This is a genomic window from Halobellus sp. EA9 (assembly GCF_051195055.1).
GTDB classification, from domain to species: domain Archaea; phylum Halobacteriota; class Halobacteria; order Halobacteriales; family Haloferacaceae; genus Haloquadratum; species Haloquadratum rubicundus.
In genome coordinates this window covers 202,968-223,485 of sequence record NZ_JBNTJW010000005.1, presented here as the reverse complement: position 1 = coordinate 223,485, position 20,518 = coordinate 202,968, and the positions used below count along the sequence as shown (strand labels likewise).

Here is a 20,518-nt window from a genome sequence, read left to right as displayed (position 1 = left end):
GGAAACGCGGTGTCGTCACCTCAGGCGTCGACGCCGAGGTCGGCCAGGTCGTCGAGGATCTCGACGGCGTGGTCCTCGGGGGAAACGCCCTCGTAGGCGAGCGCGATCTCGCCCTCGGGATCGACGACGTAGGTGTTCCGAAACACGCCGTCGAAGGTGTTGCCGAACATATTCTTCTCGCCGTAGGAGTCGTAGGCGCTCGCGACGGCGCCGTCCTCGTCGGAGAGCAGTCGGAACGGCAGGTCGTAGTCGTCGGCGAAGTCCGCGAGGTCGGAGACGGGGTCGTCGCTGATGCCGAACACCGTCACGCCGCGCGCTTCGAACTCGTCGTAGACGTCGCGGAAGCCGCAGGCCTCGGTCGTACACCCCGGCGTGTCGGCGCGGGGGTAGAAGTAGACCACGACGTACTCGCCGCGGTGGTCCGCGAGCGAGGCGCGCTCGCCGTACTGGTCGGGCAACTCGAAGTTCGGTGCGGGGGCGCCTTGGTCGAGCACAGTGGGGGTTCCGCGCTCGGCCGCTTGAACGTACCGTTCGACCGCGGGGGTTGCCGACTCACTCCAGTCGCTCGGCCGCGTCCCGCTCTATGAGTGGCCCCGCGTTGGTCGTCGGGAGGGTGACGACGTCCTCGGAGGCGAGGTCGTACTCCCGCTCGTCGACGCCGAAGATCCGGCCCACGTCCTCTGTGATCTTGAGCGTCACGCGCTCTGTGTCTCCGGTTCGGGCGTCGGGGTCGGACGCGGACTCGGCAGTGGTCGCCGCGTCGTCGCCGGCGACCTCACCAGCGGAGTCGGTCGCGGACCCTCCCGAGTCGGCGGCCGCGGCGACGCCTCCGTCGCGGACGGCATCCGGTCCGCCCGGCGGGTCGGAAGCCCCGTCGCGTCCGTCACCGTCCGTCGGTTCTCGGTTTGGGCCCTGGTCGCTCTGCTCGTCGCCGACGACCGGGGCGTCCGCCGCGACCGCGTCGGGCGGGGCGTCCGGGGGGACCGTCGGATCCGATCCCTCGCTCTCGGTCGGGTCCGCGGACGCGGCCTCGCCGGAGGCCGAGCCGCCGCCCATCGCCTCGGCGAGGACGTCGTCCGGCGTCGGCGGCGTCCCGTCGGACGCTGAGGCGCCGTCGTCCGCCGCTGGCGACGCGCCCTGTTGGGGCTCCGATTCGGGCGCTCGCGAGGGGTCGGCCGGCGTGGGGTCCGCGCTGCCGGCCGCGGCCGATTCCGACGGCGTCGACGGTGACGTCGCCGGCGACTCCCCCGACGAGCCTCCCTCGCCGGCGAGGACGTCGAGGACGGTCTCGCGGTTCCCCTTGATCCGCGCCACGAGGTCCTCGAAGAGGTTCCGCTCTTCGGCCGTCAGGCCGCCGGTGTCGGCGTTCATATCCGCGGCCGCGAACGACGCCAGTTTGACGACCTTGCCGACGCGGCGCTCGTAGATGGCCTCGACGACGTCCTCTGCGGTCTCGATCTCGTCGGTCAGCCGCCCCACGTCGGGGTCCGAGAACGGGTCGTCCGCATCCTGGGCGAGGCGCTTGCGCTCTGCTTTCCGGTCGGCGATGTAGTCGGCGACGTCCTCGTAGAACGAGTCGCGGAGGTGCTGGAGGCTGTCCTTCTGGCGCTCGGTCCGCTGGACGCTCCGCAGCTCGTCTAGATCCATTCTCGGTCCCTCGCTCGTGTCACTCTTTGATCTTCTCCGCGCGCCCCCGGGTCATCAAGAAGATCCCGAGGCACTCTTCTACGGACTGCTCTCTCTCCGGGATAGTAAACGTGTCGCCGTCGAAGTCGACCGGGCCGGGCTCGGTGACAGAGACCCGGATCTCCCGCCCGCGGAAGCGGTCCGGTATCGCGTCCTCAAGCGGCCTGAACGCCTCGATCTCGTCGCGGTCGAGCGGCGTCACCGCGAGGCCGGACCCGCCGTGGAGGCTCCCCGGCAGGCGGATCAGCCGCTTCGTGTCCGTCGTCACGGGCTCGTCGATCGGCGCGGTCTCCGCTTCGATCGCCTCCTCGGCGAGCGCCTCGACGAGGATCCGCGTGCCCGGGCCGCCGGCCTCGACGTTGCCCTCGCGGATGGCGTCGAAGTTGTGCTCGATCTGGCCGAGGATCGTCTCCGCGCGCCCGGCGCCGATCCCCTCCAGCTCCCGGAGGCGATCGAGCGCGTCGCCCTCGTCCATCTCCCGCAGGCGCTCGGCCAGGTCGACGAGCCGCCGGTGGACGCGGGCGCCCCACCCGCCGCGCCGGCGGAGCATCCGCCGGGTCGTCCCCCGGACCGAGCGCGTCTCGATCAGGCCGTCGACGTCGAGGTCGATCGCCCGGACGTAGTCGACGATCTCCCGGCGGGCCTCGCTGTCCAGCCCCCGGACTTCGGGGTCGCGGACGTGGACGTGGTAGCCCCGGCCGCCGGAGAAGACCACCGTGACGTCCGAGAAGTCGAAGTCGTCGTCGACGAACGAAAGGAGGTTCAGGAGCTCCCCCTTGCAGGCGGCGAGCATCTCCGCGTAGGAGGCCTCCGCGGGATCGACGCCCGGGAGGTGGTCGGCGTCGAGGTCGAAGACGAGGTCCGCGGACTGCCAGCCCTTCTCGTCCATCGAGCCCGCACCGGGGTCGGCGAAGCGCGCCGACGAGAAGTAGACGTGCCGCGGCGCGGTCCGGTGGAGGAAGTCCGAGAGGTCGCCGATGTCCAGCAACGACTGGTGTCGGACCATCGTGGTCGAGCCCGCGCTCCAGGGGATGTGCCCCCACTCGCGGCGCTCGGCCGCGGGCGGGAGGGCGACGTCGCTCCGGCGGTAGTAGTCGCCGAACCGCCCCTCCAGGTAGGTCCGCGTGCGCGACTCCATCAGTCACATCCGATTGCGAAGGGAGGGGTAAAGCCGTTGTGTCTCCGCGCGACGTCACTCGAACTGGTCGCGGTCCGGGATCCCGTCGCGGCCGAGGATGATCTCCTGGGCCTCGACGTCTTCGAGCGAGGCCACGAGGCCGCCGACTTCGAGGATGCCCTCCTCGCTCTCCAGTCGGAGCGAGGCGACCTCCTCCGTCTCCTCGAACGTCGTCGTCTCGACCTCGCCCTCGACGAGGACGGGGTCGCCCGTCTCGACGTCCCGGCCCGTCACCGACGCGTAGAACGGCCCGTCGAACTCCCGGACGTCCTTCACCGCGCGGCGGATCGACGCGTAGCGGCGCGGGAAGGGCCGGCGCTTGCCGTCGGCGACGAGCGTCTCCGCGGTCGTCCACAGGACGGTCCCGAAGAAGCCCGAGACCAGGAAGCCGAGCGCCGAGCGGTTGAAGATGACGCCGTAGCGGTCGCGGTCGTCGCGGAGGGCGTCCTGGGTCGCGTAGATCGAGTAGTTGCCGTCGGCGACCGCCAGCACGGGCGTCGTGATCCCGCGGCGGGCGCGCGCGACGGTGGCGATCTCCAGGTAGTCGAACTCCTCGGGGTCGGGCGCGCGCGAGGCGGGCGTCACGAGCAGGTCGATGCTCACGCCGTCGTCGATCGCGGCCGCGAGGTCGTCGCGGAAGCGACGGAGGAGGTCCGGCGTGAGCGACAGCACGAGCTCGTACTCGGCGTCGTCGATGATCTCCTCGATGTACCGGAGGATCGTCGACCGCGACTTCACGAGCGAGACGGCCTCGGTGTCCCGCGCCGGCGCGGTGTATCGGGCCTCCAGTTCCGAGACCAGGTCGTCGAGCGACTGCTTCACGTTCCCGAAGGCGTCGTCGGGGTCGACGGCGACGACCTTCATCGGCCGCGACTCCCGCAGTTCGACGAGGCCGCGGTCCGAGAGGCTCCGAACGGTGTCGTACACCCGCGGTTGGGGGATCTCGGTCCCGTCGGCGATCTCCGAGGCCGTCAACTCGCCGTGTTCGAGGACGGCCAGGTAGGCCTCGATCTCGTACTCGCCGAGGTTGAATCGCTCTCCGACGCGTTCGAGCGTCGTCCGGAGTTCGTCTGCCATACGAGCCCGTCTCGTCGCGCCCACTTACAATTTACTATGCTTCGAGTAGCACTAGATTCCGAAACGTCGTTTTCTACGGATAATGGTCACATATACATCCGATCCTCGGGGAGGTCCTCGTCGCGGGCGTCCATCCGCTCGGCGAGTTCGGCGTAGTACTGTTCGATCTCGCCCGCGAACGCTTCGAGCGGGCCAGCGTCGACGTCGAGGCCGTACACCGACTGGACCGTCTCGACGAGGCGGATCGACGCCTCGACGTCGGGCACGCGGGCGTGGACGGGCGTCACGTACGTGCAGACGCCGAGCGGCGAGTCGAGGCCGCGCTCGATGAGCGCCGCGTTGGTCCCGTCGAGGAACCCCCGCCCCATCGGCGGGATCGGGGACTCCCCGAGGTACCGCTCGCGGTAGTCGTCAGTCGCGATGTAGTACGTCCGGTGGTCGTCCGGCCCGTGGGGGATCGGAACGCCCGAGAGGATCGCCACGTCGCGGACGCCGTTCGCCTCGGTCCAGTCGAGGATCGCGTCCGCGAAGGCCCGCCCGGCGCCGACGGGGACGAACAGCTCGCCGACGAGGACCGAGACGTCGAGGTCGTCGCGGGAGAACAGCCGGGTGTGGTGTCGCGGCCGACCGTCCTCGAAGGGCGTGACGGTGGGGAGCCCCTCCGCCGAGAGGTGGCCCTGCTCGCGGAGGTCGAGGTGATCGACGAGGTAGTCGACGGCGGTCAGCCCCGCGAGGCCGAACGACGAGAGGCCGACGAGAAGCGTCTCGCTCGGATCGGCGTCGTGGGTGATCGTGAAGTCGGGCTCGCGGTCGGAGGCGCCTGTCATACCGGGGTGATGCGGAGCGGCGGCTAATCACCTTACCCGGACGGGAAGAACGCTTTTTGTACGCCCCCGTCGTGGACGGAGATATGCAGTCGGCTACGACGGCCGCGAGCACCACGGCCCCCGCCGGCGGACCGATCGGCGGCACCGTCCCACAGTGGCTCCAGTTCCCGGGGTGGCGAGTGGTGGCGGCCGCCCTCGTGTTGGGCCTCGGCGTCCTCGTCTCGCGGTACGTCGTCAGGCTGATCGGGCGCTCTGTCGCCAAGCAGTTCCGACGCCAGAGCGTCGCACAGACCGTCTTGCGCCTGATCCGGGTGAGCATCGTGCTGCTCGCCGCCGGCGGGGCGGCGCGGATTCTCGGCCTCGAAGTCGGCGACCTGGTCCTCTCGGTGACGGTGTTCTCGGCGGTCCTGGGTATCGTCCTCGCGCCGATCGTCGGCAGCATCATCAACGGCCTGTTCATTCTCGCCGACCAGCCGTACGAGATCGGCGACCTCATCGAACTGACAGACGGTCGCCGCGCCTTCGTCGACGAGATCACGATCCGCTACACGAAGCTGTTCACGCTCAACAACACCTTCCTCGTGATTCCGAACTCGGTGATCCGCGATCAGCTGGTCACGAACTACTCCGCAGAGGACGAGCGCGTTCGGCTCTCGCTCGACGTCCTCGTCACCTACGAGTCGGACACCGAGCGCGCGAAGCAGTTGCTGCGCAGCGCCGCCGCCGCCGACGAGGCGGTCATCGGCGGCGGTCCGGACATCCGCATCGGGAGCGCCCGGTACCCCGCGCGGCCGACGGTCCTCCGCTCGGAGTTCGCCGACGACGGCGTGCTCCTCCGGCTGCGCTACTGGGCGCACAAGCCGTACAAGATCCCGACCGTCGAGTCGCGGGTCCGAGACCGGATCTGGGACGGCGTCGCCGAGACCGACGGCGACGTCGAGTTCGCGTACCCGCACCGTCACCTCGTCTTCGACGACACGAGCGGGACGCTGGACGCGACGGTCGGGAAGCGAGGGGACCGATCCGACCTCGCCACCGAAACGGCGCCCGCGACGCGTCGGGAACCGCGCGACGTCGACGCCGCTGGCGGATCACCCTCTGGCGATTCCTCTCGTGGGGATAAGCCGTCGGATCCGGGCGGAGAGTGACTCCCGCGTCGCCGGGCCACAAAGTCGGCGGCTCCGACGCCGCGGCGTCGCGCCCTACTCGGCCTGGACGGTTATCACGGTACACTCCAGCTTCTCGCGGAGGTACGACTCGATGTCGGGGTCGTCGAGGAAGCGTCTGAGCATGTTCCGCCACCGGCTCGCCTGTTTGGAGCCCAAGACGACGATGTCGGCCTCGTCGGCCGCGACCTCCTCGAGGATGGTCGCCTCGACGAGGAACCCCCGCCGGACCACGTACCGCGTCCGGTCCTGCGGGCCGAAGGCGGCCTCGACCGCGCGCTTCAGTTCGGCGCGGGTCACGCCGTGGCTCTCCTGGTAGAGGTCGACGTGCAGCACCGTGAGCTCGGCCTCCCGCTCGTCGGCGATCCGGATCGCCTCCGACAGCGTCGCTCGCGAGTGCTTCGACAGCGGGTACCGGACGGGGACCACGACGCGCGTCATCGTCGGAGCGAACGCCCCAGCGCACCCTGAACGTTTCCACTCGGCCGCGGGGTCGGCGGCGCGGTCCCACGTCTCATTCCGACTCCCCGCGGAGCGCCGACTCCGCCTCGTCGGCCCCGTATCGCCGGACGCGCCCCTCGACGGCCGCGTCGATGCCGAACTCCCGGGCGTAGGCGGCGAGCACCTCGAACTGGATGTCGCCCTCGCCCGCGCGGTGTCGGTCGCCGAGCGTCGGGAACTCGTGGTCAGTATGCAGGAGATAAGCGGAGGTCGCGATCGTGTAGCGCCGCTCGGGATCCATCGGCTCGCCGCCGACGCGGACCGAGAGCAGCTCGTCGGCGTCGTCGTCCCAGCGGACGGACAGACCCGAGAAGTGGCCGTGCCACCAGCCGGGCTCGCCGAAGTCGACGACGCTGGCCGCGGACTCGCGGGCGATCTCGCGGAGCTCCGCGCCGGTGACCTCCGCGCGGACGACGTGCTCCTCGAAGGGGATGACGCTCACGAGGTCGGCGACGGTCACGTCGCCCGACAGCGGCGGCCCGTTGCGGATTCCGCCGCTGTTCTGGAGGCCGACGTCGGCGCCGAGCGACCACCGGTAGGCGTCGGCGACGAAGTTGCCGAGGCGGCACTCGCCGCCGAAGACCGTCTCCTCGCTCCGGTCGAGCGGGTCCGCCACGCGGGCGACCACCTCGTCCAAGCCGGCGGCGTCGACGCGGCCTTCGAGGGCCTCGACGACGTCTTCGGCGACCGGCGCGTCGCCCGTCTCGTGGCGTACGACGTCGATCCCGTCGCCGAGGCGGACCTCGAAGATCACGTGACCGTTCGCGCCCGGCCGGAGCAGGGGCGTCCCGTCGATCCGCTCCCGGCGCTCGGCGTGGACGTGCCCGCCGAGGACGAGGTCGACGTCGACCCGGCGGACCAGTTCGTCGTCGCCGCCACCCAGGTGCGAGATGGCGACGACGGAGTCGACGTCACGCTCGCGGAGCGAGGCGGCGGCCTCGGCGGCGGCCTCGTAGGGATCCGTGACCCGGATGTCGCCGGCCATCGGATTCAGCGACGGCGTCGCCGGGTCGGTGACGCCGAAGAATCCCAAGCGCGCCCCGTCGACCTCGATCACCGTCGCGGGGACGACGTAGTTGCTCGCAAAGCGCTCCCCGTCGGCGTCGAAGACGTTCGCGGAGAGCCAGGTCTGGGGCGCGTCGGCGACGAGGTCCCGCGCTGCCGCCGGCCCGTAGTCGAAGTCGTGGTTGCCGAAGGTCTCGACGTCGGCGTCGACGGCGCGGAAGAAATCGAGCGCCTGCCGACCGCGCTCGATGAGCGAGAGCACGCCCGGCGCGGTGTTGTCGCCGCTGCCGCAGACCACCGCGTCCGGGCCGTCGAGCGAGCGCACCGCGCCCGCCAGCCGACCCACGCGGACCGGGTCGTCGTAGACGTTCTCGATGTCAGAGTAGTGGAGGAGACGCGGCATTGCCACTGTCTGGTCGGGCGACGGAGAAGAAATCGTCGGTGTGTCACGGTCGGGCCGACGCGCGGGTCGTCGCGTCCGGGCTCGCGTCCGCTAGTCGCCGTCTCGGAGCTGGAACGCGACGGTGACCTCCGCCTGGTACTCTCTGTCTTCGACGGAGGCGATCTCGACGCCGAGTTCGTCCACCTCGATCCAGTGGACGTTGTCGAGCGTCTCCTCCGCGCGGTCGATCGCGTCGTCGACCGCCTCGTCGAAGCTCTCGCCGCTACGACCGATCAGGGTGACCTTCTTGAAGACCATCGCCGTGCGGAGGTACAGCACGGAGCACGATAAGTCTCGGGGAGGCGGCCGATCTCCGAAGGTCGATCGCGCTCTTGGTCAGCCCTGCGCCGCTTCGAGTCGCGCCGTCAGGGCGTCGATGACCTCCGAGAGCTGATTGCTCCCGTAGATGGCCACGAGGACCGCGCCGACGGTGTCGAAGACGAGATCCAGCATCGAGTCCCCGAGACCGTACTGGGTGAGGACGCCAGGGGTTCCCGTGAGCGAGGCCGCGAGGCCGATGGCGAACTCGATCACCTCCCAGAAGACCCCGAACGCGAGGACGAAAAGGAGGATGAAGACGAACTGGAACCGCGGCGGGAACGTGACGGCGTCCGAGTGGATGTCGACCGCGCGGGTCGTCGCGTAGCCGACGCCCGCGACGAGGCTGGCCGACAGCGCGTGCGTCAGGTGGTCCCACCACCAGACGTCGGCGTAGGGCTTGCCGATCCCCGGAATCGTGATCGTCCCCAGTCCGTGGAGGAAGACCGCCGCGGTGATCCACAGCGCGAGGCCGGCGTCGATCGGGATGCCGAGGTCCTCTTCGAGGACGCCCGGCAGGAACGTCACGAGCAGGCCCACGAGCGCGTTCACAGCGACCCCCGCGTTCCGGAGCGCGAGGCCGCCCAGGAACATCACCGCCAGGAGGAACTGCATCGCGCGCGCGGCCTGGCGCTGGCGCCGCACGGTGATCTGGAGGTGGTCGCGGACCCTCATCGGGTGGGCACCTCCTCGCCGTCGGGCCTGGCGCCCGGCTCGGCGTCGGGGATCCGTTTCAGGAGGCGGGCGTGCCGCCGGAAGTAGTACTCGAACAGGACGCCGGCGGCGACGCCGGCGAGCGTCGCGGCGACGAAGTCCCACATCAGCGCCTCCTCGATCACGTGCTCCGTCCGGCCGTCGTAGAGGAACCGCGTCCCGATGAGAACGTCCGAGAGCCACCGGACGACCGCCCAGATGCCGGCGGCGGCCATCGTCGTCACGACGACGAAGGCGACCGCGAAGCGGTGGTTCATCTTCACGCCCGTGAACACGTCCAGTTCGACGGCGACCAGGAGCGCGAGCGCCGCCACGGCGACGTAGGTGATGATCCGCCCCGAGAACGTCATCCCGCCGACGGTCTCGCCGGCGACGAGCGCGCGGGAGAGGATCGGCAGCGCCGCCAGGAAGACGACCTCCCAGGGCAGCATCGCCGTCGGGCGGCGGCGGGCGACCGGCGGGATCAACGCGACCACCAGGACCGCGACGGTGAACCCCGCCCACTCCAGTTCCCCGTCGAGGAACTGCCAGACCGCCGCGGCCGCCAGGAACAGCGCGATGCACCCCGCGAGGGCGGCGTTGACGCGGCGGCTCTCGACGACGCTCGACAGCCCGGAGTCCGACATATCGACGGGTAGGTACCGGCGGATACAAAACGGTTCGTGGGTCGGTAGCGACGCGGTCGACGAGCTGCGGGCTCTCGGTCCGTTCGAGTCGGTCACGCCGGCACGGAAAAGCGCGCGGTGTCGGCCCCGACGCCGACGGCGTTCAGGAGACGTCCGGCAGGTGGACGTCGTAGTCGCCGTCGTCGTCGACGCCGATCACGGCCCACTCGTATCCGGGATCGACGCTCGCGAGCCGATTCTGTACGTCCCCTGTCGCTTCCTTCGGCGCGACGAAGCATCGGAACTGATAGTCGTTCGACGGCTCGCCGCCGTCCGCGAGCGCGCGGCGTCCGTTGAGGTCGTCGCCGTCCGCAAGCGCCGTGACGCGGACGGTGCGCCACTTTCGCTCGGCGACGAACTCCGCGCCGTCGCCAGAGACACTGTAGCCCAGCCGACTGAAGATCGCCCGGGCGTCCTCCGAGGGAGGCATGCTGACAGGGGGCATATATTCGGTCCTACGACAGCCTGGTGCATAAATCTTGTTACGGTATCACACACCTGGGAATCGCGGGCGACGGTGGCTCAGATTCCGGTTTCGGTCGGATTACTCGTGGGCGGCGTCCCACTCGTCGGGCTTGCGGATGTTGCCGCAGACGTTGCACTCGATTCTACCCATCGTGTCCATCGCGTTGTCCGCCGACTCGCAGTTCGCACAGAAGAACCCCCAGCGCTCCGTCTCGTCGGGGGTCGCGTACGCGACGTAGAACGGCCCCTTTGCCCCCCGCTCGGACCGGTCGCGATCGACGTACACCGTCTCGCCGCCGGGCGCGGCGACGGGATCGAGTTCGACAGCCATACCCGGGGTTGACGATGTGGCAGTATAGGCCTCACGCTCGGCCCGTCGATCGAGCGCCGGCCGCGTTACGTCCGGAAGGACTCGCCGCAGCCGCACTCGCTGACGACGTTCGGGTTCTCGACGTGGAAGCCCGCGCCCTGGAGGCCGCCCTCGTAGCGCAGCGTCGAACCGCCGACGTAGTTCTGGCTCGCCGGGTCGACGAAGACTCGGAGGCCGTGCTGTTCGACGACCGCGTCGTCGGGCTCCGGCTCGTGATCGAACCGCATCCCGTAGGAAAGGCCCGCACAGCCGCCCTGCTGGACGAACAGGCGGAGTCCCGCCTCGTCGGTGTCGAGCCCCTCGGACTCGATGAGGCCGAGCGCCTCCTCGGCAGCCTCCTGTGTGACGGTGACGGTCGCGTCGGCGCCGCCGGCCGTCTCTGTACTCATACTCACCCCTTCCGCGCCGACGATGTTAATGTTGACGCCACCGACCCCCCGAGGGGATAACCGGATCCGATTACGCCGGCCTGCGAGGGTTATATCCTCTCCGCTTGCGAACCCCCAGATATGTACGACACCATCCTCGTTCCGACCGACGGCAGCGACCAGGCCAACGCGGCGCTCGACCACGCGGTGGGGCTGGCGCGGGACCACGGCGCGACGCTCCATCTCCTCTATGTCGCAGACAGCAACCGCGACAGCGTCACGACGCTCGGCGGCGAGGTCGTCGACGCGCTCGAACAGGAGGGCGAGCGGATCCTGGCCGACGCGACAGAACGACTCACCGACACCGTCGACCTCGTCGACGCCGTGGAGACGGGCGATCCGGTCGAAACGATCCTCGATTACGCCGACGCCGTCGACGCCGACGTCATCGTGATGGGCACCCACGGCCGCCGCGGGCTCGATCGGTATCTCCTCGGGAGCACGACCGAGCGGGTCGTGCGACGCTCCCCGGTGGCCGTCCTGACGATCCGCAGCGAGGAGTCCGACTGACCGTTCGGGCTCGCCCCCACTTTCACTCTCACTCTCACTCCCACTCTCGCTCCTCGTCTCCGGACGGGAGCGCTTCGAGGTCCGCGCCCGCAGCGCCGGTCTCGACGGGGCGGACGCCGCGCCCGACGACGAGGCCCGGCAGATCGCTCTCCCCGGAGACGAGCACGTCCTCGAAGCCCGCGGTGCGCAGCGCGGCCGCGAGCCCGTCCGCCGAGGTCGTGGCGACGGTTCGGCGCTCGGTCGCCACCGCCGCGTCGCCGGTCCGCCGGTCGGTGACGCGGTAGTCGACGACGGCGGTGCCGTCGCCCGCCACGTCGACCGCGCGCTCCAGGAAGTATCGCGCGCCGCTGTACGTCTCGACTCCGGGCTCGATCACCGCTCTTGGGTCGGTGGGCACCGCGACGACGGCGATGCCGCCGGGCCGGAGCGACGCGTAGGCCGCCACACAGAGGTCCAGCGGCCCGTACCGCGCGGCGCTACGCTCCAGGACGCAGGCGGCGTCGAAGGCGGCTCCGACCGGGGGATCCGTCGGCCGGCCCCTGACGACCGCCTCGCCGCGCGCGGCCGGAAAGCGGAGGTACGCGCGGGCGTCGTCGACGCCGACGACGTCGTACCGCGCGCTCAGCGGCCCGAGGAGCGCGCCGATCCCGCAGCCGAGTTCGAGGACCCGCTCGACGTCCGCCGGGAAGCGAGTCCGGACGAGGTGGGCGCGCCGCTCGCCCCACGTCTCAGGGACAGTCCGCGCGTGGATCGGCGCGAGCGTCGTGTCGGCGGCGTGGTCGCCCGCGGAGTCGTCGAGGACGGCGCGGCAGGCGTCGGCGAACGTCGGCGGGCGGCGGGCGACCATCCGTTACTCGGGCTCCGCCTCGGGGTCGGAATCGGATCCCGCCCCGGCCTCTCCGTCGTCGAACCGCGCCCTGACGCTCTCGGCGTGAGCCTCCAACCCCTCGGCCTCGGCGAGCGTCGTGATCGTGTCCGCGAGGGCGTCCAGGCCGTCGCGGTCGAGGCGCTGGACCGTCGTCGACCGGAGGAACGTATCGACCGAGAGGCCGCCGTAGCGCTTCGCGCCGCCGGAGGTCGGGAGCACGTGGTTCGTCCCGGAGGCGTAGTCGCCGGCCGCGACGGGCGTGTGCGGTCCGAGGAAGACGCTCCCGGCGTTCGTGATCCGGTCCAACAGGGCCTCGTCGTCGTCGGCCTGGATCGAGAGGTGCTCGGCGGCGTACTCCTCGGCGAACAGCACCGCCTCGGACATCGAGCGGGCGTGGAGGACGCCCGAGGCGTCGTTTTCGAGCGCCTCGCGGATCACCCCGGCGCGCTCGCGGTCGTCGATCTCGCGTTCTGCGGCCTCGACGACGTCGGCCGCCAGCGCCTCGTCGTCGGTGACGGCGACGACCGACGCGGCGGGGTCGTGTTCGGCCTGGGCGACGAGGTCGGCGGCGACGAGGTCGGGGTCGGCGGTCTCGTCGGCGAGCACCAGGACCTCCGAGGGCCCGGCCAGGAAGTCGATGTCGACGTCGCCGCGGACGGCCGCTTTCGCCGCAGTGACCCACTTGTTCCCCGGCCCGACGACCTTCTGGACGCCCGTGACGCTCTCTGTCCCGTACGCGAGCGCGCCGATCGCCTGCGCGCCGCCGACGCTGTAGATCCGGTCCGCCCCCGCGACGTGGGCGGCCGCGAGCGTCACCGGATTCAGTTCCTCGGCCGGGGGCGTCGCGAGCGCGACGTGGTCGACGCCCGCGACCTTCGCGGGGACGACGCCCATCAGGACGCTGGAGGGGTAGGCGGCCGTCCCGCCGGGGGCGTAGACGCCGACGCGTTCCAGCGGGCGGAAGCGGCGGCCGAGCTCCTGGACGCCGCCCGAGTCGCCGCCGAACGAGTCCCGCCAGTCCTCGGGGACCTGCCGCTCGTGGAACGCCCGGACGTTCGCCGCGGCGGTCTCGATCGCCTCGCGCACCTCGGCGTCGATCTCGTCGTAGGCCCGCTCTGCGTCGTCGGTCACGTCGAGGTTGCCCACCTCCACGCCGTCGAACTCCCGGCAGAACTCCCGGACGGCCACGTCGCCCTCGGTCCGCACCCGGTCGACGATCTCCTCGACGTCGCTCCGGACGTCGCTCACGCCCGCGTCGCGGTCGAAGAAGGCCGCGCGCTCGTCGGGCGAGAGGTCGGAGACGGCCCGCACTTCAAGCACCATACCGCGCGGTTCGGCGCCTGCGGGTAAGGACGTTCCGGATCCGGGAGTGAGGAGCCGGTCAGGCGACCTGCCGCTCGTCGGTGAACGTCACGGTCTGGTCGGCCGTCTCGACGGTCGTCTGGACGGTGATCCAGCCGTCGTTGTTCCGGACGGCGAGCGCCTCGGAGAGCTCCAGTTTGACCTGTCGCGTCGTCGTGTACGACTCGCCGGCGCCGAGCGTGCCGACGGTCTCCTGGCCGCGCCAGATGACGTCGTCGTCGCTGCCGACGCCTCGACCGGCGAAGATCCGCGTGTAGACGGTGATGTCCGAGGCCGTCGTGTCCTGTTGGTTCACGAGCGTCGAGGTGACGTTCCGGCAGGTCGTCCCGCAGGACACGATGTCCTCGATCACGAATCCGAACGGCGGCGTCGGCGTCGCTGTCGCCGTAGCGGTCGCGTCGCCGGAGCCGCCGGTCTCCGTCGCCGTGCTCGTTCCCGGCGTCTCGGTCGGGAACGGTGCCGTGCTCTCGTCGCCGTTTCCGGGGAGCAGATCGCCGCCGATGACGGCGGCGCCGCCGCCGACCGCGACCAAGAGCGCGATGATGATGATCGGTTTGCCTTCCATAGCCAGCTCAGCGGGAGGGGTCCTGCGTTCGCCTCGCTATTCGTCCGACCCGCCCAAAGTGGTATCGGTCACCCTTCGGGGGCCGGGACCGGCTCACGGGCCCGTCGTCGCGGTGTCCGCGTCCGATCCGTCGGTTGAACTACCGTCGCCGTTCCCGGCCGCCTCGCTCACGCTCGGCCCCAGGGAGTCCAGCGTGCCGTCGATGAACTGCTGGATCAGCCCGTGAATCTCCGAGACGAAGTCCGGGACGGGACCGGGCAGCTCGTCCGGCGGCCCGGCGTCGCCCGCCCCCTCGGCACCTGACTGCGCCTGTGCGGGCGCGTCGCCGGCCGCGTCCGCGCTTCCGACGTCTGACTGGGCTGTGCTTCCGGGCGCCGCGACCGCCGCGCCCGTCGCGGCGACGAGCACCGCGAGCGCGGCGGCGAGTATCGTTGTTCGCTTCATCGTCGATCCTCACCCGGACGGACGACCCGAGAGTACCTAAACCGGGACGACCGTGAACCGCGGTTCGACCGGTTTTCACGCCGTTTTTCCGCGTTTAATCCGAATTAAGCCGGACGCCCGCCGATCGGTCGACCCGGGCCCTGGTGATCGGGCATCCGTCCGACTCTCCCCGCGGCGCGCGCCTCACACGCGAGCGAAGACGCGGGCCGGTACGCCGTCGACGTGCGTGCCGGCGTGACTGCCGAGGGCGACGCGGGAGACGCGGTAGCCGTCGTCCGCGTGGGTCGCGTGGGGCTCGATTCGAACCTCCGGATCGCCGGGATACGTCGGCGTTCCGGACTCGACCGGCCTCGTGAGGTCGACGATGTCGCGGTCGGTCCCGTCGCCCTCCGTCGATCCCGCGTCCCGCTCCCGGCTCACGGGTGCGTCCAGTAGGCGACCGACTCCTCGGTGCCGTGGTCGTCGACGCGGGCGAAGCCGATCCGCTCGAACTGGACGACGTCGTCGACGTCGGTCCCGGCGAAGTCGGGCTCTGCGACGCCGCTCACGTCGCCGTCGGGCGTCCGCATCCGCACCTCGACGTTGTCTTCGGCCGGCGCCCAGTGGATCACGTCGACGCCGCCCTCGCGCACCGCGTCGATGGAATCGCCGGTCGCCACGAGCGCGTCGCCCTCGCGACGGACGCAGGCGTAGCCCTTCAGCCAGACGCGCTCGCCTTCCGCGGGCACGTCCTCGGGCTCGACGACGACCCGGTCGGCCGGGATCGTCCGCTCGCCGCGCTCCTGGTGGTCGGGGTGCAGCGGCGGGTGTCCGGCGTCGGGGCCGCCCTCGACCTCGAGTGCTCGCCCGTCGCGGACGAGGAAGTAGCGCTCGGCCTCGTCGTCGACGAGCTCTCTGTTCTCGGCGTAGATCGAACTCATCGAGAGGTCGACGTTCGAGGTCGAGGTCCCGAGCGCCGTGAGCGCCTCGACGACGGCCTCGCCGCGGATCCCCCGCCGACGGAGGCTCTGAAGGGTCGGCGCTCGCGGGTCGTCCCAGCCGTCGAGCTCGCCGGCCTCGATCTTCGCTTTGAGCTCCGAGGTCGAGAGCTTCACGTCGTAGGCGTCGACCTGGACGTGGCCCCAGTGGACGACCTCGGGGTACTCCCAGCCGAAGTAGTCGTAGACGAACTGCTGGCGCTTCGCGGAGTCCTGGAGGTCGATGCCGCGGATGATGTGGGTGACGCCCGTGAGGTGGTCGTCGACGCCCGACTGGAAGTCGAGCATCGGCCAGCAGCGGTAGGACGCGGCTTCCTCGCGCGGGTGCGGCGTGTCGATCATCCGGAAGGCGACCCAGTCGCGCAGCGCGGGGTTCTTGTGCTCGATGTCGGTCCTGACCCGGAGGACCATCTCGCCGGCGTCGTACTCGCCGTCGACCATTTCCTCGAACTCCGCCATCGTCGTCGACTCGTCCTTGTCGCGGTGTGGGCACGCCTCGCCGCTGTTCTTCAGGTCCGAGAAGGCCTCTCCCGAACACGAACAGGTGTAGGCCCCGCCGCGTTCGATCAGCTCGCGGGCGTGCTCGTAGTAGGTCTCCAGGCGGTCGGAGGCGACGATGACCTCGTCGGGCTCGAAGCCGAGGTAGTCGATGTCCTCCAGGATGGCGTCGTAGGCGTCCAGATCCGGGCGCTTCGTCTCGGGGTCGGTGTCGTCGAAGCGGACGACGAACGACCCGTCGTAGCGCTCCTTGTACGTCCCGATGACCGCGGGCATCCGCGCGTGGCCGATGTGCCAGGGGCCGTTAGGGTTCGGCGCGGCGCGCATCCGCACCTCGTCGTTGTCCTCGGCGTTCGGGAGGTCCGGGAGGTCGTGGTCGTCGCCCTCGTCTTCGGCCTCGATCTCGGCCAACTCCTCGGGCGCGAGCTCTTCCAGCCGCTCGCGCTTCTTCTCGGTCGAGAGGTCGTTGACGCGGGCAACGACGCCGCCGACCACGCCCGGGATCTCGTCGCCGTGCTCCCGGAAGTCGGGGTTCTCGCCCATCAGCGGGCCCATCACGGCGCCGACGTCGGCGTCGCTCTCGTACTTGACCGCGTTGAGCAGGGCGTGTTTCTCCGCCGCGCGCTCGACGCGCTCGCGTAGATCGTCGTCCATTAGGCGTCGGTGCGTCCTCCCCGGTAAAAACAGAAGCGGATTCCGGGGCCGGAGCGGTCGCGGACCCGCCCGTGGTCGTCCACGGTGCCGATGTCGGTCGCTCCCGCCGACTCACATACCTGTCGAGTCCCGCTCTCGCGTCATAATGCCGCCGCTGACGAGCATCAACAGGGCCAGAAACACCATTCCGGCGTCCCAGCCCATCCCGGCACTGATCGCGCTTTCGCCCATCATTCCGCCGTCCGCCATCCCGCCGTTCATCGATCCCGGACCCGACCCGCCCATCGTCGTCATCCCGGCCCCCGAAAGCGCCTGGAGCAGGAGCATCACCGCGGCGTATCCGATCATCAGCGGGCCGTTCGTACCCCGCAGTCGGGACGCATAGCTCGTGAGCAGGACGGCCCCGTGGACGAGCACGACGACGCCGATCGCGGCCATCAGCCACCGCCGACGCCCGTCCGCGCCGTCATCGACGCGCTCCACAGCGAGTACAGACCCGAGGCGAACGCGATCGCCGCGCCGTACAGCCGCGTGCTCGAGACCACACGTCGCCTTCATCCGCCGACGACAAGAACCGTCCGGCCGCGCGGGACCGCCGCCTCACTGTTTTGTCGGTGGCTCTGTAATCCCCCGGCGATGTCCTTCGACCCCGACCGCGTCCGCACGGTCACCTTCGACTCGTACAGCACCATCGTCGACGTCGACGCCGCCGAGGCCGCCCTCGCCGACCGGGTCGACGACCCCGAGCCGGTCTCGAAGCTCTGGCGGGCGCGCTCGATCGAGTACACCTTCGTCGCCAACCACGTCGACGCCTACCAGCCCTTCTACGAGATGAACCGCGACGCGCTCCAGTACGCGCTCGACGCCCACGGCGTCGACATCCGGGACTCGGAGCGCGACGAGATCCTGGCCGTCTATCACGAACTCGACGTCTTCGACGACGTCCGGCACGGGATCGAACGGCTCCGCGAGGCGTGCTACGACTGCTACGTCGTCTCCAACGGCGACCCCGAGATGCTGGCCTCGATGGTCGACCACGCCGACATCGGCGACCTGATCGCGGACACGATCAGCGCCGACGAGGTGCGGACGTTCAAGCCCGACGCCGAACTCTACCGCCACGCCGCCGCGCGGACGGGGACGCCGATCGACGAGATCGCGCACGTGACCGCCGCGTGGTTCGACGTGTACGGCGCCCAGCACGCCGGGATGCAGGGCGTCCGGGTCGACCGGAAGGGCGATCCCTGGGACGGCTTCGGCGGCGATCCGGACCTGACGGTCGAGACGTTCGACGAACTGGCCGAGGCGCTGTCTGCGTGAGCGGCGAGGCGACCGCGGGAGAACGCGCCCGCGTCAGTACCCGCGGGTGATGAGGTAGTCCGCGATGTCCGCGAGCAGGTCGCGCGCCTCGTTGTCCGGCAGGACGTCGAGGTGCTCTTTCGCCCGCGCGGTCAGCTCTTCGGCCTTCTGTTCGGCGTACTCGATCGAGCCGGCGGCTTCGAGTCGCTCGACCGCCGCCTCGATCTCCGCCTCGGAGACGTCGTCGACGTCGTCGGTCTCGACGAGGCCGTCCACGTCGACGCCCTGCTGACGGGCGTGGAGCGTGATGAGCGTCTCCTTGTTCTCGACGAGGTCCGAGCCGCGCTGCTTGCCGAGCTGCTCCGAGGAGACGGTCAGATCGAGGACGTCGTCCTGGATCTGGAACGCCCGCCCGGAGTCGATGCCGTAGCGGTAGAGCGCCTCCACCACGTCGTCGTCGGCGCCCATCAGCGTCGCGGCCGTCGCGGTCGCGGTCCCGTACAGCACCGCGGTCTTCAGCTCGATCATTTCCAGGTACTCCTCGGGGAGCACCTCGGTCCGGCGCTCGAACTCGATGTCGAGCGCCTGGCCCTCGCAGATCTGCGTGCAGGTCGTCGCCAGCCGCCGGACGGCTTCGAGGCCGTCCGCGGGGTCGGCGCCCGTCTCCGAGAGCAGCTCGAAGGCCTTCGCATAGAGTGTGTCGCCCGCGAGGATCGCGGTCTCGGTGTCGTACTCCTTGTGGACCGCGGGGACGCCGCGACGGAGGTCGTCGTCGTCCATTATGTCGTCGTGGATGAGCGTGAACGACTGGATGACCTCGATGCTCGTGGCCGCCGACATCACGTCGATCTCCGTGCCGTCGAGCGCGGGGAACGCGCGGTAGTCCGCAGACAGCGGCTCGACGTCCGCCAGCGCCTCGGCGGTCAGAAGCGAGACCGTCGGCCGGAGCCGCTTGCCGCCGGCCTTCAAGAGGTAGCGCGTCGCCTCGTAGAGCCGCTCGGGCGACCCCATCGGCACGTCGTCGTCGAGCGCGTCGTTGACGAGTTCGCGCCGCGCGGCGATGGCCTCGAGCACCCGTTCCTCCGTCGCTTCCGAGCTCATCTCACTCCACCAGCTGGATCATATTGCCGTTCCGCGTGACGTGCAGGTCCCGCCCCAGCGCGTAGCCCTGCGACTCCGCGAGGTCGACGTACGGCGAGAAGCCCTGCAGGTCCTGGTGAGCCGGGATGATGTGCTGGGGCTGGAGCGCGTCGATCATCTGGTAGTGGCCCTCCTCGCGCAGGTGCCCCGAGACGTGGATCTCGTCGTAGATGCGGGCGCCCTGCATCTTCAGGAGGCGCTCGGACTGGTAGCGCTGGCCCTCGTTCGTCGGCTCGGGGATGACCCGCGCCGAGAAGATGACCTTGTCGCCGTCCTCGATCTCGTAGGGGGTCTCGCCGCGCCCCATCCGGGTGAGCATCGCGCGCGGCTCGCCCTGGTGGCCGGTCACGATGGGCAGGTAGTTCTCCTTGCCCTCCTTCATGATCCGCTTGAACGTCCGGTCGACGGACTTGCGGTGGCCGTACATCCCGACGTCGTCGGGGAAGTCGACGAAGCCGAGCCGCTCGGCCGTCCCGGAGTACTTCTCCATCGAGCGGCCGAGGAGGACGGGCTGGCGCTCGATGTCCTTGGCGAACTCGACGAGCGAGGAGACCCGCGAGACGTGCGAGGAGAACGTCGTGGCGACGATGCCGCCGTCGTAGTCCTCGATGGAGCGGATAGTGTCTTCGAGGTGCGAGCGCGCGTGGGACTCCGAGGGCGTCCGGCCTTTCCGGCCCGCGTTGGTGCAGTCCTCGATGTAACAGAGGACGCCGTTGCCCTCGCGGCCGATCTCGCGGAACCGCTCCATATCGATCGGGTCCTCCAGGACCGGCGAGTGGTCCATCCGCTTGTCGAGGCCGTAGACGATCGCGCCCTCGGGCGTGTGGAGGACGGGGTTGATCGCGTCGATGATCGAGTGGGTCACGTGGACGAACTCGAGTTCGACGTTGCCGGAGTCGCCGATCGACATCGTCTCGCCGGCCTCCATCTTCACGAGGTCGTTGTTGAAGCTCTCGGAGAACTTCGTCTCGCCTTCGACCTGCTGTTTCACCAGCTCGATCGTGAAGGGCGAGGCCACGACCGGCGCGTTGTACCGGTGGGCCAGCTTCGAGATGGCGCCGATGTGGTCGAGGTGGCCGTGCGTCGGCACGATGGCCTGCACGTCGCCCTCGAGGTCGGACATCACCCGGTCGTCCGGGATGGCGCCCATGTCGATCAGATCGAGGCTGTGCATCTTTTCGGTCTCCACGTTGTCGTGGATCAGGACCTGACTGAGGTTCAGGCCCATGTCGAAGATGACGACGTCGTCGCCCGCGCGAACGGCCGTCATCTGCCGACCGACCTCTTCGTATCCGCCGATTGTCGCAATTTCGATTTCCATAGTCGAATCCGAGCATCGAAAGCCACCGGTGCGGACGGT

Annotated in this window: 24 protein-coding genes and 1 pseudogene; 3 read left to right on the top strand and 22 right to left on the bottom strand. The window is 70.1% G+C overall.

Annotated features, from left to right (window positions below):
• Positions 1-20 precede the first annotated feature (20 nt).
• The 5 genes from bcp to ACQUQ0_RS08610 form a co-directional block, all read right to left on the bottom strand.
• Positions 21-494, bottom strand: coding sequence for a thioredoxin-dependent thiol peroxidase (bcp, locus tag ACQUQ0_RS08630; protein ID WP_435184565.1), 474 nt, complete (start codon positions 492-494; stop codon positions 21-23).
• A gap of 58 nt (positions 495-552) precedes the next feature.
• Entirely contained in the window at positions 553-1,647 is a 1,095-nt protein-coding gene (locus ACQUQ0_RS08625) for a DNA replication complex subunit Gins51 (protein ID WP_435184563.1), read from the bottom strand.
• 19 nt (positions 1,648-1,666) lie between these two features.
• Positions 1,667-2,824, bottom strand: coding sequence for a DNA primase small subunit PriS (priS, locus tag ACQUQ0_RS08620; protein ID WP_435184562.1), 1,158 nt, complete (start codon positions 2,822-2,824; stop codon positions 1,667-1,669).
• Between the two features lie 54 nt (positions 2,825-2,878).
• On the bottom strand, positions 2,879-3,940 hold the full coding sequence (trmB, locus tag ACQUQ0_RS08615) for an HTH-type sugar sensing transcriptional regulator TrmB (RefSeq protein WP_435184561.1): 1,062 nt from the start codon (positions 3,938-3,940) through the stop codon (positions 2,879-2,881).
• 86 nt (positions 3,941-4,026) lie between these two features.
• Positions 4,027-4,767 (bottom strand): proteasome assembly chaperone family protein, encoded by a 741-nt coding sequence (locus tag ACQUQ0_RS08610; protein ID WP_435184560.1) that lies wholly within the window; start codon positions 4,765-4,767, stop codon positions 4,027-4,029.
• Positions 4,768-4,850: 83 nt separating this feature from the next.
• Here ACQUQ0_RS08610 and ACQUQ0_RS08605 point away from each other — a divergent pair, with 83 nt between their 5' ends.
• Positions 4,851-5,915 (top strand): mechanosensitive ion channel family protein, encoded by a 1,065-nt coding sequence (locus ACQUQ0_RS08605; protein WP_435184559.1) that lies wholly within the window; start codon positions 4,851-4,853, stop codon positions 5,913-5,915.
• 54 nt (positions 5,916-5,969) lie between these two features.
• Here the strand turns inward: ACQUQ0_RS08605 and ACQUQ0_RS08600 are convergent, their stop codons facing one another.
• The 8 genes from ACQUQ0_RS08600 to ACQUQ0_RS08565 form a co-directional block, all read right to left on the bottom strand.
• Positions 5,970-6,374, bottom strand: coding sequence for a universal stress protein (locus tag ACQUQ0_RS08600; protein WP_435184558.1), 405 nt, complete (start codon positions 6,372-6,374; stop codon positions 5,970-5,972).
• 73 nt (positions 6,375-6,447) lie between these two features.
• Complete coding sequence (locus tag ACQUQ0_RS08595; protein ID WP_435184556.1) at positions 6,448-7,842, bottom strand: bifunctional metallophosphatase/5'-nucleotidase; 1,395 nt, start codon at positions 7,840-7,842, stop codon at positions 6,448-6,450.
• Between the two features lie 90 nt (positions 7,843-7,932).
• Complete coding sequence (locus tag ACQUQ0_RS08590; protein ID WP_372389819.1) at positions 7,933-8,139, bottom strand: dodecin; 207 nt, start codon at positions 8,137-8,139, stop codon at positions 7,933-7,935.
• Between the two features lie 78 nt (positions 8,140-8,217).
• The gene (locus ACQUQ0_RS08585) at positions 8,218-8,874 is read right to left on the bottom strand and encodes a hypothetical protein (RefSeq protein ID WP_435184555.1); all 657 of its coding nucleotides are present in this window, start codon (positions 8,872-8,874) and stop codon (positions 8,218-8,220) included.
• Positions 8,871-9,539 (bottom strand): hypothetical protein, encoded by a 669-nt coding sequence (locus ACQUQ0_RS08580; RefSeq protein WP_435184554.1) that lies wholly within the window; start codon positions 9,537-9,539, stop codon positions 8,871-8,873. Before ACQUQ0_RS08580 ends, ACQUQ0_RS08585 begins: the two co-directional genes overlap by 4 nt.
• Positions 9,540-9,681: 142 nt before the next feature.
• Entirely contained in the window at positions 9,682-10,023 is a 342-nt protein-coding gene (locus tag ACQUQ0_RS08575; protein ID WP_435184553.1) for a DUF7116 family protein, read from the bottom strand.
• Between the two features lie 99 nt (positions 10,024-10,122).
• Complete coding sequence (locus ACQUQ0_RS08570) at positions 10,123-10,374, bottom strand: DUF5816 domain-containing protein (RefSeq protein ID WP_435184552.1); 252 nt, start codon at positions 10,372-10,374, stop codon at positions 10,123-10,125.
• Between the two features lie 65 nt (positions 10,375-10,439).
• Positions 10,440-10,802 carry a HesB/IscA family protein gene (locus ACQUQ0_RS08565; RefSeq protein ID WP_435184550.1) on the bottom strand — a complete coding sequence of 121 codons (363 nt, stop codon included), beginning with the start codon at positions 10,800-10,802 and terminating at the stop codon, positions 10,440-10,442.
• 120 nt (positions 10,803-10,922) lie between these two features.
• Between ACQUQ0_RS08565 and ACQUQ0_RS08560 the strand changes: the two genes are divergently transcribed.
• A complete protein-coding gene (locus tag ACQUQ0_RS08560) occupies positions 10,923-11,351 on the top strand; it encodes a universal stress protein (protein ID WP_435184549.1) in 429 nt (142 codons plus the stop codon).
• A gap of 34 nt (positions 11,352-11,385) precedes the next feature.
• Here ACQUQ0_RS08560 and ACQUQ0_RS08555 read toward each other — a convergent pair whose 3' ends face one another.
• The 7 genes and pseudogenes from ACQUQ0_RS08555 to ACQUQ0_RS08525 all read right to left on the bottom strand — a co-directional run bounded on the left by ACQUQ0_RS08555 (position 11,386) and on the right by ACQUQ0_RS08525 (position 17,157).
• On the bottom strand, positions 11,386-12,198 hold the full coding sequence (locus ACQUQ0_RS08555; RefSeq protein ID WP_435184548.1) for a class I SAM-dependent methyltransferase: 813 nt from the start codon (positions 12,196-12,198) through the stop codon (positions 11,386-11,388).
• 3 nt (positions 12,199-12,201) lie between these two features.
• Positions 12,202-13,542 carry a histidinol dehydrogenase gene (gene hisD, locus ACQUQ0_RS08550; RefSeq protein ID WP_435184546.1) on the bottom strand — a complete coding sequence of 447 codons (1,341 nt, stop codon included), beginning with the start codon at positions 13,540-13,542 and terminating at the stop codon, positions 12,202-12,204.
• A 58-nt stretch (positions 13,543-13,600) separates the two neighbouring features.
• A complete protein-coding gene (locus tag ACQUQ0_RS08545) occupies positions 13,601-14,146 on the bottom strand; it encodes a hypothetical protein (protein WP_435184544.1) in 546 nt (181 codons plus the stop codon).
• A 93-nt stretch (positions 14,147-14,239) separates the two neighbouring features.
• A complete protein-coding gene (locus ACQUQ0_RS08540) occupies positions 14,240-14,590 on the bottom strand; it encodes a hypothetical protein (RefSeq protein WP_435184542.1) in 351 nt (116 codons plus the stop codon).
• Positions 14,591-14,806: 216 nt separating this feature from the next.
• A pseudogene (locus tag ACQUQ0_RS08535) lies at positions 14,807-14,956 on the bottom strand (cyclase family protein); the annotation flags it as partial.
• Between the two features lie 50 nt (positions 14,957-15,006).
• Positions 15,007-16,719: a glutamate--tRNA ligase gene (locus ACQUQ0_RS08530; protein ID WP_435184540.1), complete on the bottom strand. Its 1,713-nt coding sequence runs from the start codon at positions 16,717-16,719 to the stop codon at positions 15,007-15,009.
• Between the two features lie 111 nt (positions 16,720-16,830).
• Positions 16,831-17,157, bottom strand: coding sequence for a hypothetical protein (locus ACQUQ0_RS08525; RefSeq protein WP_435184538.1), 327 nt, complete (start codon positions 17,155-17,157; stop codon positions 16,831-16,833).
• Between the two features lie 198 nt (positions 17,158-17,355).
• Between ACQUQ0_RS08525 and ACQUQ0_RS08520 the strand changes: the two genes are divergently transcribed.
• Entirely contained in the window at positions 17,356-18,039 is a 684-nt protein-coding gene (locus ACQUQ0_RS08520; protein ID WP_435184537.1) for a haloacid dehalogenase type II, read from the top strand.
• A 33-nt stretch (positions 18,040-18,072) separates the two neighbouring features.
• On the opposite strand, the gene idsA3 is transcribed toward ACQUQ0_RS08520, so the two are convergent.
• Together idsA3 and ACQUQ0_RS08510 are read right to left on the bottom strand one after the other, a co-directional pair.
• On the bottom strand, positions 18,073-19,119 hold the full coding sequence (gene idsA3, locus ACQUQ0_RS08515) for a geranylfarnesyl diphosphate synthase (RefSeq protein WP_435184536.1): 1,047 nt from the start codon (positions 19,117-19,119) through the stop codon (positions 18,073-18,075).
• A 1-nt stretch (position 19,120) separates the two neighbouring features.
• Positions 19,121-20,479 carry an RNase J family beta-CASP ribonuclease gene (locus ACQUQ0_RS08510; protein ID WP_435184535.1) on the bottom strand — a complete coding sequence of 453 codons (1,359 nt, stop codon included), beginning with the start codon at positions 20,477-20,479 and terminating at the stop codon, positions 19,121-19,123.
• Positions 20,480-20,518: the final 39 nt, after the last annotated feature.

Excerpts from the sequence above, each read along its gene's own strand:
- ACQUQ0_RS08625 (WP_435184563.1), bottom strand. The coding sequence starts at position 1,647 with ATGGATCTAGACGAGCTGCGGAGCGTCCAGCGGACCGAGCGCCAGAAG.
- priS (WP_435184562.1), bottom strand. The coding sequence starts at position 2,824 with ATGGAGTCGCGCACGCGGACCTACCTGGAGGGGCGGTTCGGCGACTAC.
- trmB (WP_435184561.1), bottom strand. The coding sequence starts at position 3,940 with ATGGCAGACGAACTCCGGACGACGCTCGAACGCGTCGGAGAGCGATTC.
- ACQUQ0_RS08610 (WP_435184560.1), bottom strand. The coding sequence starts at position 4,767 with ATGACAGGCGCCTCCGACCGCGAGCCCGACTTCACGATCACCCACGAC.
- ACQUQ0_RS08605 (WP_435184559.1), top strand. The coding sequence starts at position 4,851 with ATGCAGTCGGCTACGACGGCCGCGAGCACCACGGCCCCCGCCGGCGGA.
- ACQUQ0_RS08600 (WP_435184558.1), bottom strand. The coding sequence starts at position 6,374 with ATGACGCGCGTCGTGGTCCCCGTCCGGTACCCGCTGTCGAAGCACTCG.
- ACQUQ0_RS08595 (WP_435184556.1), bottom strand. The coding sequence starts at position 7,842 with ATGCCGCGTCTCCTCCACTACTCTGACATCGAGAACGTCTACGACGAC.
- ACQUQ0_RS08590 (WP_372389819.1), bottom strand. The coding sequence starts at position 8,139 with ATGGTCTTCAAGAAGGTCACCCTGATCGGTCGTAGCGGCGAGAGCTTC.
- ACQUQ0_RS08585 (WP_435184555.1), bottom strand. The coding sequence starts at position 8,874 with ATGAGGGTCCGCGACCACCTCCAGATCACCGTGCGGCGCCAGCGCCAG.
- ACQUQ0_RS08580 (WP_435184554.1), bottom strand. The coding sequence starts at position 9,539 with ATGTCGGACTCCGGGCTGTCGAGCGTCGTCGAGAGCCGCCGCGTCAAC.
- ACQUQ0_RS08575 (WP_435184553.1), bottom strand. The coding sequence starts at position 10,023 with ATGCCCCCTGTCAGCATGCCTCCCTCGGAGGACGCCCGGGCGATCTTC.
- ACQUQ0_RS08570 (WP_435184552.1), bottom strand. The coding sequence starts at position 10,374 with ATGGCTGTCGAACTCGATCCCGTCGCCGCGCCCGGCGGCGAGACGGTG.
- ACQUQ0_RS08565 (WP_435184550.1), bottom strand. The coding sequence starts at position 10,802 with ATGAGTACAGAGACGGCCGGCGGCGCCGACGCGACCGTCACCGTCACA.
- ACQUQ0_RS08560 (WP_435184549.1), top strand. The coding sequence starts at position 10,923 with ATGTACGACACCATCCTCGTTCCGACCGACGGCAGCGACCAGGCCAAC.
- ACQUQ0_RS08555 (WP_435184548.1), bottom strand. The coding sequence starts at position 12,198 with ATGGTCGCCCGCCGCCCGCCGACGTTCGCCGACGCCTGCCGCGCCGTC.
- hisD (WP_435184546.1), bottom strand. The coding sequence starts at position 13,542 with ATGGTGCTTGAAGTGCGGGCCGTCTCCGACCTCTCGCCCGACGAGCGC.
- ACQUQ0_RS08545 (WP_435184544.1), bottom strand. The coding sequence starts at position 14,146 with ATGGAAGGCAAACCGATCATCATCATCGCGCTCTTGGTCGCGGTCGGC.
- ACQUQ0_RS08540 (WP_435184542.1), bottom strand. The coding sequence starts at position 14,590 with ATGAAGCGAACAACGATACTCGCCGCCGCGCTCGCGGTGCTCGTCGCC.
- ACQUQ0_RS08530 (WP_435184540.1), bottom strand. The coding sequence starts at position 16,719 with ATGGACGACGATCTACGCGAGCGCGTCGAGCGCGCGGCGGAGAAACAC.
- ACQUQ0_RS08525 (WP_435184538.1), bottom strand. The coding sequence starts at position 17,157 with ATGGCCGCGATCGGCGTCGTCGTGCTCGTCCACGGGGCCGTCCTGCTC.
- ACQUQ0_RS08520 (WP_435184537.1), top strand. The coding sequence starts at position 17,356 with ATGTCCTTCGACCCCGACCGCGTCCGCACGGTCACCTTCGACTCGTAC.
- idsA3 (WP_435184536.1), bottom strand. The coding sequence starts at position 19,119 with ATGAGCTCGGAAGCGACGGAGGAACGGGTGCTCGAGGCCATCGCCGCG.
- ACQUQ0_RS08510 (WP_435184535.1), bottom strand. The coding sequence starts at position 20,479 with ATGGAAATCGAAATTGCGACAATCGGCGGATACGAAGAGGTCGGTCGG.